Below are 13,956 nucleotides of genomic sequence, written 5' to 3' on the forward strand. Positions count from 1 at the left end.
ACGATTCCAAAAGCCTTGTCATTAATCTGCAGATGTCTTCTTGAATTTAATGAATTCTAAGTAGCATGAGAATTCTTCCTTTGTAATTCCTTCTTTTATAGCATCTTCTACTAAATTAATCCATTCTGAATCTAAGTATTCCGCCCCGTTAGAATTTGTTTCGAGGAGTTCTTCCACATGAGTATCAAGCGTGGTAGCAAGCTTTGAAAGGACCTGTAAAGAGGGATTCTTTTGGATGCCTCGCTCAATATAACTCAAATAAGACTTCGAAACACCTGCACGGTCAGATAGCTCGTTAATGGAATAGCCTTTTTCTAACCGCAGTCTTTTTAGTGCAGCACCAACCATATAGAATAATCTCCTTATGTATTATTAAACACATTTTCATTATAACGAACGAATTGTTCAATAAAAAATACAAAAAAGCTAGCATTCACGAGAAAATTCGAGAAAAAGAACGATAACCGTTCTCTAAAGAGAAAAAATAGCGGATTTTAGAATTTTCCAAAATGAGATAATTGAACTATACTAAACTCATCGGTTCGATAAAAAGAACGAAAAATCATTTAAAAAGAACTAATTTTGTTCATTCATAAAGCATATATTTGAAACTAATAGGTTAGCAGGTGGATTATGTATAGAAAAAACTGCGATAAGTGCAACAGACCATCTTACAGCAGCGCAGAAAGAGGGGAATGGTTCTGTCCGGTGTGCAACAATGACCTGACAAAATACCCATTTTTTGATGCAATGACCTTTGAAAAAATTCATATTAATTACTCTTTTAAAAAAGTATTGTCGTCCTATAGAAACCAATATATTAAAAAAGAAACCAGAGGATTCACGGGGGAGTTCGACAAAATATAACAATTCCCCACAAAATTAACGTTATATTGTAATAAGAAAAGGTATTGTTGTAGAAAAAAGTAGAAAAATATTTGGTAAAATGTATAAATTTCTTACAAAATTTTGCACATATGAAAAAAGAAAAGATATATAATTAAATGCATAAAAGATTGAAGGGCAAACCAATTCGAAAGATTGGGACGCAAAGTCACGGGTCTAATGTTTCTGAACAATGACAGCCGGACTGCCAAAGTACAAAGAAAAGTATTTTTGGGAGAGGGGCATAATTAAGTGATTGAAGAAAAATTAATGGTAGAAGAACTAGACACAGAATGGATTCAGTTAATGAAGGAAGCTAAAAGTATCGGGCTGGACATACAAGATGTGCGCAATTTCATCCATAACGATTAAGAGATTGCTTAATTAATATAGTATCCTAATGAGAACTCTGTACACCCTAAAGACAATATGAATGCTTTCATTTAACTGCGCTTATAATTATTATAATATTCAGAATATTTAAGGGGCAAGAAAGTTATTTCTGCTCCCTTTAGGTGCATGTGTAAAATAAAAAAGACACAAAATATTTGTGTCTTTAAGTAATCTTATTTAAGCGAACTGTGAAAAGTTCTATTTTTTTTGTTCAATTCTCCATTTATTATACTCAAGGAATTCGCGAAACTCAGATTTGGAAACGCCTGAGTCCATTGCCTCTTTAACAATTTTCAGCCATTCTGAATCAAGATCATCTTTATTTTGCTGTTCATTAATTAGATGATCTACAGGAACATTAAAAACAGTAGCTATTTTTTCTAAAAACTGTATGGATGGATTTGACTGGAGATTCCGCTCCAAGGAACTTAAATAAGATTTTGCAACACCTGCTTGTTCAGCAAGTTCTGACAAGGACATTCTTTTTTCTAAGCGAAGTTTTTTTACACGATCACCGATCATACAGTCTCACACACCTTATCACTATATGTAATAATATCATAACAAATATAATCCAAAAGTTCCATATAAAGAACGAATTGTTCGATGGTTTTGTTAATATTACCAAAAAAAATTCATAAAATATACAATTATTCCTTATTTGCTGGTAATTTTAATGCTTCCACTTTTAATAAGAGCAGTGTTTATAAAGTGTCATCGTATCCAATACCCTGTTCTGTTAGCATTTAAACCTTTTTTTATTTTATTTTATTTTTTTGTATTTAGACAAGCTCGTATAAAAAAGGTAGAATAAAGGCGAAGATAGAGGAAGATTTGAGCGATGGTGATAAGGATGAATAAATACCTAATTATATTTGAAGAAATAGAAACAGCAATTAGAAACGGCAGTTATGCCCCAAACAGCATATTACCTTCTGAGAATGAACTGGCTGAACGCTATAACACTTCACGCGAAACAATTCGCAAGGCGTTGAACATTCTTGCTCAGAAGGGATATATTCAGAAATTGCGCGGCAAAGGGTCGCTTGTCCTGGATATGCAGAAACTGCAATTCCCAATATCCGGTCTTGTAAGCTTTAAAGAACTAGCAGAGAAAATGGGCTCCAGTTCGGTGACACATATTGAAAGCTTTGAGAGAAAGAACCCGTCACCTGTTCTTCAAAAGGAAATGAACTTGAAGAAGGATGAATCCATTTGGGAAGTTTTACGTATAAGGGAAATTAATAAAGAAAAAATTATCCTGGATAAAGACTATATTATTGAAAAATTTGTACCAGGTCTGACAAAGGAAATATGCAGACGCTCTATTTTTGACTATATTGAAAAGGATTTAAAATTGAAAATCGGCTTTGCGAGAAAGGAATTCACGGTGGAAACACCTACTGAGGAGGATTATCGCCTTCTTGATTTAGAGGGGTTTCAGGCCATTGTGGTCGTTAAAAACTATATTTATTTTGAAAACGCTGCCCTTTTTCAATATACAGAATCCAGACACAGGCCAGATAAGTTTCGATTTGTAGATTTTGCAAGAAGAAATGAATAAAATTTATTAAAGGATGTTTTATCTTGTCCAATAAGGGAACTTTATCTCTGAAATCAAAAATAGAAGGAGATGTTCCCTATATGAGTAAAATTGCAACATTAATAACTAATATGTTCGAGGATTCAGAGTATACGGAGCCGGCAACATCCTTCAAGGAAGCTGGCCATGAAGTAGTAACAATTGAACTCGAGGCCGGCAAAACGGTGACAGGCAAACAGAACAAAGCTGAGGTTAAGATTGATAAAGGCATTGATGAGGTCTCTGCAGGTGATTTTGATGCTTTATTTATTCCTGGAGGATTTTCTCCTGACCAGCTGCGCGGTGATGATCGTGTTGTTGCGTTTACAAAAGAATTTATGGACAGCAAAAAGCCAGTATTCGCAATCTGCCATGGTCCGCAGCTGTTAATCACAGCAAAGACATTAGAGGGCAGAAATGCTACCGGGTATAAATCTATCAAAGTCGATATGGAATATGCTGGTGCAACATATAAGGATGAAGAAGTTGTTGTATGCGGCGGACAGCTTGTAACAAGCAGAACGCCAGAAGATATTCCTGCTTTCACAAGAGAATCATTAAAGCTGCTCGAAAAATAAAGGTTTTTAAAAAAAGTGCCTGTTAGTTTACTAGCAGGCATTTTTTTTCGTTTTTGCTTATAATCTTGATAAAGATATGCAATAAAGAAAATAATAACATTCAACTAAAAAAGGAGAATATAATTCATGATTGTACTGAAGTCGATGAGAGAAATCGAAAAGATGAAAGCGGCTGGCCGAATTTTAGCTGCCTGTCATAAAGAGATTGCAAAAATGATAAAGCCTGGGATTACTACAATGGAGATAGAAAAGTTTGTTGAGGGTTTCTTAAAGGAAAGAGGTGCTACGCCTGAGCAAAAGGGCTATCGTGATTACCCTTATGCCATTTGTGCAAGCATTAATGATGAGGTTTGTCACGGATTTCCTAGAGAGGAGGAGCTAAAGTCTGGTGATATTATCACAGTTGATATGGTTGTGAATTTACATGGAGGCTTGGCTGATTCTGCGTGGACATATAAGGTTGGAACAGTATCTGATGAAACGGAAAAGCTGCTGGAAGTTACAAAAAAGGCTTTGTATATTGGAATTGAGCAAGCGAAGATTGGCAACAGGATTGGTGATATTGGCGCTAGCATTCAACAATATGCAGAAGAAGAGGGATACTCTGTTGTAAGAGATTTCATCGGCCATGGTATTGGTGCTGTTATTCACGAAAAACCTGAGGTGCCTCATTTTGGCGAGAAAGGTAAAGGACCGCGAATTAAAGAAGGCATGGTTTTCACCATAGAGCCAATGATTAATATCGGAGCATATCCTGTCAAAATGGACGCAAATGGCTGGACTGCCCGGACAAAAGATGGTACATACTCCGCACAATATGAACATACAATAGCCATAACGAAGGACGGGCCGATTATCCTGACAGACCAGGAAGAAGGTATATAAAAAAGAGAAGGATAGCCTTCTCTTTTATTTTTTGCGGAGATTTCCCAATTCTTCTGCTAATGCTTGCATTTCATTCGGGCTGAAGGAATCTCTTTTCATGATATGATCATAAATTTCCTTCAGTTCTGTATACATTTCTTCATCGAAATGTGTTGGTTTAATCGCTCCAAGGTTCAGTACTTTCAGTTTTTCTTTTATTTGTTCAATCATGTATTCCACATTTTCAGTCGATTTAACATCTAAATTCAAAAGATATCTCTCCTTTATGCAGGCCTTGATTCATGTTTAATCTATGTCCCACTTTTTTTTCTATCTTTTCATGTGTAAAGAGAAATGTCAATTTAATTTTGCCTTTTCAATTGGAAGTAAATTACGATAAGCTAAAAACAAAACATCTAAATGAAATGATGTATGTTCTAAATAAGTTGGAGGGAAAATAGGATGGAAGTTCGTGTGTTATTTATTTGCTTAGGAAATATTTGCAGATCACCAATGGCAGAGGCAGTATTTCGGGATCTTGTAAAAAAAGAAAATTTGCAGGACAGCATTACATGCGATTCAGCAGGAACTGGTGGATGGCATATAGGTAATCCGCCGCATAGAGGTACAAGGGAGATTCTAAAAAAGAATCTAATAAGTGATGCAGGAATACTAGCAAGGCAGCTTCATACAGCTGATTTGGAAAGCTTTGATTATTTAATAGCGATGGATAACAGCAATCGTGAAAATATCAGGCTTCTAAATGAGCAGCTCGAGGAAAATAAAGTTCATTTGTTGATGGATTTTGCCGAAATTCGGGTATATGATGAAGTGCCTGACCCTTATTATACAGGCAATTTCGATGAGGTATTCCAGATGGTAACGGTGGGCTGTCAAGGCTTGCTTCAGGATATTAGAAGTAAATACCATTTGTGATTGCCGCTAACTCTTAAAAGGAAGGAAGATGCATAATGGCACAGCTTAGCTTAGTAAAAGGACTTTTATTGGGCGGTTTGATAGGAGCTTCGTTGAGTATGCTTGATAAACGGACAAGGAAGGCTTCCATGTACAATATGAAGCGCTTAACGACTTCAATCACTGACTTTGACACGATGTCTTCGAGCATTACAGAAACTTCTGAGAAGGTGAAGCAAACAGCAGAGAAGGTCTCCAATGATGTGGCTTTCATTTTGGATAAGGTAGAAGAATTGAAAGAAGTTACACCGGCAATTGCAAGCATTGTGAAAGAAACGAAGGAAGCATTTACTACTGATGGTACTCAGGAAGAGTACAAGCCACAAGGTTTGACTTCCAGCACGCAGTATTTGCCGCAGTATACACACTAAACAGCTTATATGCCTAGTGAGGGGATAAATGCTGATAAAAGGTTTGTCCTTGCATGAAGTAGGGGAAAAGAACATTATTAGCTAAACCGATATATAGGCAGGTGGAGTTTTATGGGAGAGGCAATGGGCTTTGTTAAGCAGCTGGCAGTAAAAATAAAAAATGATGATGTATTTGATTTAGCGGCACAGCTCGCATATTACTTTTTGCTGTCGATCTTTCCGCTGATCATTTTCATGATGACGTTATTGCCGTATTTACCTATCACAAAGGATGATTTATTAAACTTAATTTCAACCTTTGCTCCAGGGGAAAGTATGGATATTATTGAAACAAACCTGGAGCAGGTTCTGAACAGAAATGGGACATTGCTGTCCTTTGGTATCATCGCAACAATCTGGTCTGCTTCAAATGGTTTAAATGCTATTATCAAGGCATTTAATAAAGCTTATGAAGTAGAAGAAACACGTTCCTTTATCGTTGCAAGAGCGATGTCTGTTGTACTGACATTAGGTATGATTGCTGTAGTGGTTATTGCACTGCTGCTGCCAGTATTCGGCGAACAGATAGGAGTGTTTTTATTTTCTCAGTTTAGTTTATCGGATGAGTTTTTAAGTGTTTGGCGAGCACTGCGATTTTTAGTGACTCCAGTAATTTTATTCATTGTATTTTTAGCATTATATTGGGTTGCACCAAATAAGAAAATCACTTGTGTGAGTGCTGTTCCAGGCGCTATTTTTGCATCAGTGGGCTGGGTTGCAGTTTCATTAGGCTTTTCTTTTTATGTAGGCAACTTCGGTAATTATTCGGCAACATATGGCGGGATTGGCGCCATCATTGTATTGATGATCTGGTTTTATTTGACAGGCATCATTATTATTATCGGCGGTATCGTTAATGCCATTTTCACAAGCCGTAAAAAGAAGCCTTGCTAAACTTGGCATACTTTACAGTGCTAACCGGTTTTTACCTATCATAAAAGCTGTTCGTCATCACACACTAAGCTTGGGGAAACTATTACTGAAGAGGTGATAACGAATGGGCAAAAAGACTAAACAAAACAGTAAAAGTAAGCCGAAGCATAAAACATCTGGTTCTTCAAATGGACAAAATGGTTATCACTAAATAAGTAAAGGCAGCCAATTGGCTGCCTTTTTTTAGCCTCTTAAAAGACGGAGGCTGTTTAATATAACAAGAATGGTGCTGCCTTCATGGCCAATCACCCCAAATGGAAGGTCTACTGCTTGAAGAAGATTTGATATTACAAGCAGCATAATTACAGATATCGAAAATATAATGTTCTGCTTAATGATAGCATTCATTCGTTTTGACAATTTTATCGCTTCAGCAATCTTTGGCAAGTCATTTTTCATTAAGACAATGTCAGCTGTTTCAAGGGCAACATCTGTGCCGCCACCCATGGCGATACCAACATTTGCTGTCGCTAATGCCGGGGCATCATTGATGCCGTCACCGACCATCGCCACAATCGGATAACGCTCCTTAAGGTTTTTTATATGACTAACCTTTTGTTCAGGAAGGCATTCTGCAATATATTCCTGAACATGGCTTTCTTTGGCGATTGTATTCGCTGTTCTTTCATTGTCACCTGTAAGCATGATAGTATGAATTTGATAGTCCTTTAATAATTGAATGGCAGCTTTAGCCTCTGTTCGGACAATATCCTTTAAGGCGATGCAAGCGATAATCTCATCTCCAGCTTTGACGAACACAACGGTTTTCCCACTCTCTGACAACTGATTAAAAAGAGTAGGGTTAAAGCTTAGAGCACTGTCTTGACCAACAAATTCTGCCTTCCCGATTTTCCATTCTTTATCGTCTAGTTGTGCAGTTACACCAAAGCCAGACAGATTTTGAACACTATCAAGCGTAAGGAGCGGCTTATTGATGGTTGCGGCAGCTTTTTCGACAATTGCTTTTGCAAGCGGATGAGTAGAGTGATTTTCAATACTTGCAGCATACAAAAGAATTTCTTCCTCGGAATATCCTTGTTTAACGTGGATATCTGTTACTGTAGGCATTCCTTTTGTAAGTGTTCCAGTTTTATCAAAGGCAATAGCCTGCACTGCACCTAAAGTTTCTAAATGAATGCCGCCTTTAAATAATATTCCGTTTCGTGCTCCGTTAGATATAGCGGATAAAGTAGCTGGCATGATGCTTGCAACAAGGGCGCAAGGGGATGCGACCACAAGAAGAATCATTGCTCTGTAAAATGTTTCATTCCAGCTCCAGCCTAGTACGAAATGAGGCAGGAACATCATAATAACAACAATGCTCAAAACGACCTTAACATAAGTGCCCTCAAACTTTTCAATAAATGCTTGCGAAGGAGACTTTTCACTCTGCGCTGACTGAACTAGAGCGATAATCTTTTGAAAGAGTGTCTCATGTGCATTTTTCGTAATTTCTACTGTGATTGAGCCGCTTATATTCACTGTTCCCGCAAAAACCTCATCAGAGCTGTCTTTTGTAACAGGCAGTGATTCCCCCGTAATTGCCGCTTCATCAATAGAAGTTGTTCCAGATAATATTCTTCCATCAGCCGGCACTCTTTCACCTGGTTTAATCAATATTCTGTCATGGATGGAGAGTTCAGCGACAGGAATTAATTCTGTTGTACCGTCAGTATTTAATTTCCAGGCTTTTTCAGGCTGTAGATCCATCAATGCAGATATTTCTTTATGACTTTTATTCATCGTGTATGTTTCCAGTGCTCCGCTAACTGCAAAAATAAAGATAAGAATGGCACCCTCTGTCCAATAGCCAATTATCGCAGAACCAACTGCAGCAAAAACCATCAGCATTTCCACATTTAATTCCTTATTGGCAATGGTTTCTTCAATGCCTTCTTTTGCTTTAGCAAAACCGCCGATAATAAAGGCGAGCACATAGGAGATAACAGATAATGTTTGTTCCTCCTGATGGGCCATAAACCACCCAGTTAAAATGAGTAGACCGCTTATACCTGCCGCAATTAGTTCAAGATGCGGCATAATCTTTTCGGAAAATAGGGAAGGTGATTCAGAACCCTTATGTGCAAGTGGTTTCGTTTCCGTCAACATATTTATTCCTCCTTTAGTTTTATCATCTGTACATGAGAAAGATAATCAGCTTCATTACCCTTAAAAAACACGAAAGCTGCCACCTGTATAGGTGACAGCAAAATTTATGCAGGCTCTCATATAGAAAAATAGAGGTTCCTGCTGTTCGTTACTATTTAGTTATTCCTATCCTAACATAAAACGGAAGCACTTGGTATACTTTTGCCTTAATTTGGGACTGAATTTACTTCTTTCTGGATTTTCTGACTGCCAGAAATAAAGATGATTAAGCCTAGGATTAATAGCATTATGCTTATGACGATGAAATAGCTAAGATGATTCACATATTCTATAAATAGTCCGCCTAGATAAGGGCCTGTCAGACTGCCGATGCTAAATGCCATCCCGCACAAAAGATTTCCTGTCGGCAATAAACTCGACGGAACTAAATCAGTCATATAGCTGACACCCAAAGAGAAGGTAGAGCCTACTGCCATACCTGCGGCAAACAGACAGATAGCGAGACCAATAAAGGTATGTTCCACCATGCTTGCTGTCAGGAAGCAGGCAAAGCCGACAAAAAGGATTGTAACTAAAGTTCTTCTTCTGCCAAAACTATCACTTAAAATACCAAGGGGAAACTGAAACACAATCGCTCCTATCGCAAAGCAGGTTAATAAAATAGAGATTTCAGAAACCTCAAAATTTAGTCTGAGTCCGTAAACAGGAAAACTTGAATTTAGGCTTGATTCCAGAAAACCATATGCAAGCGGTGGAAGAAAAGCAGCCCAGGCATATTTTAAAGCAGCAGAAAAACGGGAAATCGTCTCTTTGAAGTTATTAGCTTCAGCTGTCTGCTCAGGGAAATCGTTCTTTAAGAACAAAGTGAAAATCCACGCTGTGAAACAAAGAGCAGATGAAAGCATAAAAGGAAATGCTTCATTTACTTTCACTAATGGTGTCATTAGTGGTCCTACGGCGAATCCAATTCCAAAGAAAACTCCATATAAGGAAATATTCCTGCCTCTGTTCTTTTCAGAGGATACAGTAGTGATCCATGTTTGTGTAGCGAAATGGAGAGAGTGGTCGCCAATGCCGATAAATAGACGCAGTAAAAACCAAAACCAGAATGTTTTCCATAGTGGAAACAAAGCCAAGGAAATAATGACGAGCAATCCGCCGAAAACGATAGCTGGTTTGTATCCGTATTTGCGAAGCGGGTATTCCATAAATGGTGAGATGAGCAGGATGCCGATATATAAGCCTATCGCATTTAATCCATTCATGCTGGAGGACAGGCCGTCATTTTCAAAGATGACAGCAATCAGCGGAAGCAGCATTCCTTGACTAAAGCCAGAGATGGAGACAATGCTGATTAAAATCGCAAATTTATTTTTAGTCATTATGTAAAATACTCCTTATGGTGGTAGAAAAAATTTAGTATCCCTAAATGATGGTAACTTAAAAAGGGAAGTATTGGCAACAAGAAAATTATCCCTATAATGAAGAAAAAGCTGCCGCAGAATTTGCGGCAGCTTTCTTATCTTATTACAGCTCTAAAACCTCTGCTTTAGAACTAGAATCAGCGAAATAGCGGATTTTTTGCGGCTTCAAGTGGAGCAGCACATAATTTGGATCATCTGGACCGCCCAGCCATTTGCTAAGCTTGTCACTCCAATATTTTTCTTTTTTCTCTTTAGAATCTTCAATTGTAGCTGTTGCCTCAATTTCACAGTAGGCACCAGAAAATCCAGCATCCTGAACACCAAGCAGTATATGGACATTAGGGTTTTGGCCGAGATCATCGACTTTATGTGTTTCCTTATTCGTTGCTGTATAAAGAGTCAATTCATCGTGAAAGAACAGCATAAACCGGCTGTACGGCTTATCGTCTTGTATGGTTGCCAATGTGCCTATTTTGTGATTATCGAGCAGTTCCAGTATTTTTGATTGTAATGCGTCATTCATTATAAAAAAACTCCTTTCCATTCTTAGTTAGTATGGGTGGTTTGTCTATATTTTATATACCCTATTATCTATTGAAAAAAGCTGATTTTGTTGGTATATTATGGAATGGTTTAGATAAAGCTGAAATATATTGGTCTGTAATGCGGATTATAAAGGAGTATTACAGCCTAAAAGAGGAGAAGTTTTTAAAAAATGTTTAGGAAATTTATAAACAGGGGAATGTTAATTGTTAAAAATAAAAGGAGTGGGGAAAATGGTGAATAAAATCTTTACCGTGGCAGTCCTCATCGGCGTTCCAATATCTATTATTGGTTCTTTGCTGCACTGGCCGAGTATTGTAATGTTTATCGTGTACTGTCTAACAATCATTGCCCTCTCTAGCTTTATGGGAAGAGCAACTGAAAGTTTAGCAATTGTCGCTGGACCGAGAATCGGCGGGCTGTTGAATGCCACGTTTGGAAACGCAGTCGAACTGATTATTGCAATTTTTGCTTTGAGAGAAGGACTGACAGAGGTTGTTTTAGCTTCCTTAACAGGATCCGTTCTTGGAAACCTGCTTCTTGTTGCAGGGCTGTCATTCTTTATTGGGGGCCTTAAGTACAAGGTCCAAACATATAATGTGTTTGATGCAAGACATAATTCTGGCTTGCTGATGTTTGCTGTTATCGTAGCCTTTGTTATTCCAGAGGTCTTCTCCGTATCAATGGATGACTCAGAAACCTTAACGTTAAGTGTGGGAATTTCCATTATCCTTATTTTGTTATATTTAGCAGCACTATTCTTTAAGCTTGTTACACACAGGGGAGTATACCAATCTGAGAACAAAGAAGGTACAGAAAGCAGCCATCATGAGGAGCCTGAGTGGACCGTGAAGCGCAGTGTCCTAATACTTGCACTTGCCACATTAGCGGTAGCCTATATCTCTGAAAATCTTGTACATACATTTGAGATTGTAGCTGAATCATTCGGATGGTCAGAGCTGTTTATCGGGATTATTATTGTCGCGATTGTCGGAAACGCGGCAGAGCATGCTTCGGCAGTGCTTATGGCGTATAAAAATAAGATGGACATCTCTGTTGAAATCGCAATCGGTTCAACCTTACAGGTTGCGATGTTTGTGGCACCGGTGCTTGTACTGCTGTCCCTTTTATTCCCGACAAACTTGTCCCTTGTTTTTAGCCTTCCAGAATTAGTATCCATGGCATCAGCTGTACTGCTCATGATTATTATATCGAATGACGGAGAAACAAACTGGTTTGAAGGAGCAACATTGCTTGCTGCCTACTTGATTATGGGAGTAGGATTCTACTTGTTGTAAGTTTTTTCGCCTAAATAAACAGAAAACCGTCCAGCTTTCTTTACAGCTGGACGGTTTTTTTTAGAAGGCATTCTCCTTTAAGTTTAAATGAAAAGATAAGTATATAATTGTGTGCTTATGTGTTCTGGGACAAAATCAAGTCGCTTCCATTAAGACCACCACCAATTCTTTTTAAGTAGACAATACTGTACATACTAAACTGATGCTTTGCCAAAAATGGTCTATCCTCCTTTTGTGATAAGCGATTTGATTAGCTGCCCTCCTTTTGTTTGATAAGCCTAGTATAATATAAATTTAGATAAATGTAAATATTCTGATAATTTATTTTTTACATTTTTGTACAAGTTTGCTGTGACGTGCGCATAAGTATAAAAGACGAGCATTAAAACGGGAGGGGAGTTAGGAGAATGGCGATGGTTTACCGCAGTCTTTTTTATGGTATCGGACTATTGATTTTGTCATTCGGCGCGACATTGACAATCAAGGCAAACTTAGGGGCAGGGCCATGGGATGCTTTAAATGTAGGCTTGTCAGCACTGTTAGGTTTGACAATTGGCAGCTGGATAGTTATTATCGGCATCTTGCTGATATTTGTCAATGCACTTCTATTGATGAGAAAACCTGAGCTGCTGTCATTATTCACCGTGTTCATTTTAGGTTTTTTCGTAGATTTTTGGATGGCGCATCTTACGAATGTCTTTAATTATTTTCTTTTCCTTAATCAGCTGCTTCTGCTTATTGCTGGACTCGCTATTATCGGCTTAGGGATTGCTACCTATTTGCAGGCAAGCTTTCCGCTGAATCCGATTGATGAGTTCATGGTCAGCCTGCAAGAGCGATTTGGACTTAATATCATGGCTTCCAAGCTGATCGGCGAGGTTTTGGCATTAGTATTTGCTTTTTTAGTCAACGGACCAATTGGGGTCGGAACAGTGATTATTGCTCTTGGAATCGGACCTGCCATTCAAGTGTTTCATCCGCTTTGCTGTGGAATAATGGACAAATTAGCGCTTAAATAAAGATATGCAAAAAATTGTTTTTGACAGGAAGCATAATCTAGGCGAACTCCGAAAAAAATAACAGTAAATATTACTGTTATGTTTGAAAGGAGTTCTTTAATTTGTTGAAACGAATTGGTATTATTCTACTAGCTTTTCTAATGATGCTGCCTAATATTGCGCCAGCATTTGCAGAAAAACCGAAAGACAAGCAAGATATGCCAAAATCAAAACTGGTTGCCATTCCGAATTCAGCTATGAACATCACAAAGGAAAACACATATCCGAATCCTTCGCAGGACTTGCCGAAGCTGCAGCCGAGTGAGCTGACACAGACGCTTATTGATTCTTCAAGGGTGAAAATTGAAAATCCTGACTTAATTCGCATGCTGAATGAGACAACGGTCAACAGCACACCATTTGCGATAGGATATAAGGCGATTGTCTATTTGGGTCAATGGCCATTAAATTATGAATCAACAGAAACAGCCCCTAACTGGGAGTATCAAAAGATAAACACAAACTTTTATGACAACAGAGGCGGAAAAGCGCCATATCAAATACACTATGTGCAAGAGTCTCAGAAAATCATCAGAGGCGGCCTGACTGCAAAAATTCCGAATGCAGAGGAAGTCAAAAAAATGATGATGCTCAAAGCAATGCAGAACTCCGGGCTGCCGCTTGCTTTTGAAACAGTGATAGGAACTGGCACGAAAAAAGACCAGATTTATAATATTCCTGCCAAAAGATTAGGCTATTTATATGGATACGCACCTGCTGTGAATGAAAAAGGAAAGGTCACATATGGAGAAGTGTATTTAATGCTGAAGGGCGGAAAGAAATCAATTGTCGTTAAAAATGTAACGTCCCAAGGTATTGGTGCATGGATTCCAGTTCAAGATCATGTTTCCTTCGGATTTGTGGCTAGCGAAAAGCCGAAATAAAAAAAGTGAGCAGCATTAGT

16 protein-coding genes and 1 riboswitch are annotated in these 13,956 nt (G+C 38.1%); of the genes, 10 read left to right on the plus strand and 6 right to left on the minus strand.

Going from position 1 to position 13,956, the window contains the following annotated elements:
- Positions 1–21: 21 nt before the first annotated feature.
- Positions 22–348, minus strand: coding sequence for a helix-turn-helix domain-containing protein (locus ACLIJJ_RS18680; RefSeq protein WP_233316312.1), 327 nt, complete (start codon positions 346–348; stop codon positions 22–24).
- Positions 349–1,012: 664 nt separating this feature from the next.
- Positions 1,013–1,098, plus strand: a riboswitch (cyclic di-GMP riboswitch).
- Between the two features lie 39 nt (positions 1,099–1,137).
- Here ACLIJJ_RS18680 and ACLIJJ_RS18685 point away from each other — a divergent pair.
- On the plus strand, positions 1,138–1,257 hold the full coding sequence (locus ACLIJJ_RS18685; RefSeq protein ID WP_311315909.1) for an anti-repressor SinI family protein: 120 nt from the start codon (positions 1,138–1,140) through the stop codon (positions 1,255–1,257).
- A 219-nt stretch (positions 1,258–1,476) separates the two neighbouring features.
- On the opposite strand, the gene ACLIJJ_RS18690 is transcribed toward ACLIJJ_RS18685, so the two are convergent.
- Positions 1,477–1,800, minus strand: a complete 324-nt coding sequence (locus ACLIJJ_RS18690) for a helix-turn-helix domain-containing protein (RefSeq protein WP_233316313.1) — start codon at positions 1,798–1,800, stop codon at positions 1,477–1,479.
- 331 nt (positions 1,801–2,131) lie between these two features.
- Between ACLIJJ_RS18690 and treR the strand changes: the two genes are divergently transcribed.
- The 3 genes from treR to map all read left to right on the plus strand — a co-directional run bounded on the left by treR (position 2,132) and on the right by map (position 4,323).
- A complete protein-coding gene (gene treR / locus ACLIJJ_RS18695) occupies positions 2,132–2,842 on the plus strand; it encodes a trehalose operon repressor (protein ID WP_237940681.1) in 711 nt (236 codons plus the stop codon).
- Between the two features lie 80 nt (positions 2,843–2,922).
- Positions 2,923–3,438 (plus strand): type 1 glutamine amidotransferase domain-containing protein, encoded by a 516-nt coding sequence (locus ACLIJJ_RS18700; RefSeq protein ID WP_237940683.1) that lies wholly within the window; start codon positions 2,923–2,925, stop codon positions 3,436–3,438.
- A gap of 126 nt (positions 3,439–3,564) precedes the next feature.
- On the plus strand, positions 3,565–4,323 hold the full coding sequence (map, locus tag ACLIJJ_RS18705) for a type I methionyl aminopeptidase (RefSeq protein ID WP_233316316.1): 759 nt from the start codon (positions 3,565–3,567) through the stop codon (positions 4,321–4,323).
- Positions 4,324–4,347: 24 nt separating this feature from the next.
- Here the strand turns inward: map and ACLIJJ_RS18710 are convergent, their stop codons facing one another.
- The gene (locus tag ACLIJJ_RS18710; protein ID WP_233316317.1) at positions 4,348–4,572 is read right to left on the minus strand and encodes a DUF1128 domain-containing protein; all 225 of its coding nucleotides are present in this window, start codon (positions 4,570–4,572) and stop codon (positions 4,348–4,350) included.
- A gap of 192 nt (positions 4,573–4,764) precedes the next feature.
- Between ACLIJJ_RS18710 and ACLIJJ_RS18715 the strand changes: the two genes are divergently transcribed.
- The 3 genes from ACLIJJ_RS18715 (at position 4,765) to ACLIJJ_RS18725 (ending at position 6,581) form a co-directional block, all read left to right on the plus strand.
- Positions 4,765–5,238, plus strand: a complete 474-nt coding sequence (locus ACLIJJ_RS18715; protein WP_233316318.1) for a low molecular weight protein-tyrosine-phosphatase — start codon at positions 4,765–4,767, stop codon at positions 5,236–5,238.
- Positions 5,239–5,273: 35 nt separating this feature from the next.
- Positions 5,274–5,648, plus strand: a complete 375-nt coding sequence (locus ACLIJJ_RS18720; RefSeq protein ID WP_411411462.1) for a YtxH domain-containing protein — start codon at positions 5,274–5,276, stop codon at positions 5,646–5,648.
- A gap of 111 nt (positions 5,649–5,759) precedes the next feature.
- Positions 5,760–6,581 carry a YihY/virulence factor BrkB family protein gene (locus tag ACLIJJ_RS18725; RefSeq protein ID WP_233316320.1) on the plus strand — a complete coding sequence of 274 codons (822 nt, stop codon included), beginning with the start codon at positions 5,760–5,762 and terminating at the stop codon, positions 6,579–6,581.
- A 222-nt stretch (positions 6,582–6,803) separates the two neighbouring features.
- Here ACLIJJ_RS18725 and ACLIJJ_RS18730 read toward each other — a convergent pair whose 3' ends face one another.
- The 3 genes from ACLIJJ_RS18730 to ACLIJJ_RS18740 form a co-directional block, all read right to left on the minus strand.
- The gene (locus ACLIJJ_RS18730; RefSeq protein WP_411230119.1) at positions 6,804–8,729 is read right to left on the minus strand and encodes a heavy metal translocating P-type ATPase; all 1,926 of its coding nucleotides are present in this window, start codon (positions 8,727–8,729) and stop codon (positions 6,804–6,806) included.
- A 206-nt stretch (positions 8,730–8,935) separates the two neighbouring features.
- Positions 8,936–10,111 (minus strand): MFS transporter, encoded by a 1,176-nt coding sequence (locus ACLIJJ_RS18735; protein WP_251646340.1) that lies wholly within the window; start codon positions 10,109–10,111, stop codon positions 8,936–8,938.
- Positions 10,112–10,256: 145 nt separating this feature from the next.
- Positions 10,257–10,676 (minus strand): pyridoxamine 5'-phosphate oxidase family protein, encoded by a 420-nt coding sequence (locus ACLIJJ_RS18740; RefSeq protein WP_197974718.1) that lies wholly within the window; start codon positions 10,674–10,676, stop codon positions 10,257–10,259.
- 253 nt (positions 10,677–10,929) lie between these two features.
- Between ACLIJJ_RS18740 and cax the strand changes: the two genes are divergently transcribed.
- From cax to ACLIJJ_RS18755, 3 genes are all read left to right on the plus strand, one after another.
- On the plus strand, positions 10,930–11,994 hold the full coding sequence (cax, locus tag ACLIJJ_RS18745; RefSeq protein WP_192486428.1) for a calcium/proton exchanger: 1,065 nt from the start codon (positions 10,930–10,932) through the stop codon (positions 11,992–11,994).
- Between the two features lie 407 nt (positions 11,995–12,401).
- Positions 12,402–13,013: a YczE/YyaS/YitT family protein gene (locus tag ACLIJJ_RS18750; RefSeq protein WP_192486427.1), complete on the plus strand. Its 612-nt coding sequence runs from the start codon at positions 12,402–12,404 to the stop codon at positions 13,011–13,013.
- A 197-nt stretch (positions 13,014–13,210) separates the two neighbouring features.
- Positions 13,211–13,936: a YfkD famly protein gene (locus ACLIJJ_RS18755; protein ID WP_396953811.1), complete on the plus strand. Its 726-nt coding sequence runs from the start codon at positions 13,211–13,213 to the stop codon at positions 13,934–13,936.
- Positions 13,937–13,956 lie beyond the last annotated feature (20 nt).

It is taken from the genome of Niallia laureatilytica, assembly GCF_046613985.1.
Lineage (GTDB): Bacteria > Bacillota > Bacilli > Bacillales > Cytobacillaceae > Niallia.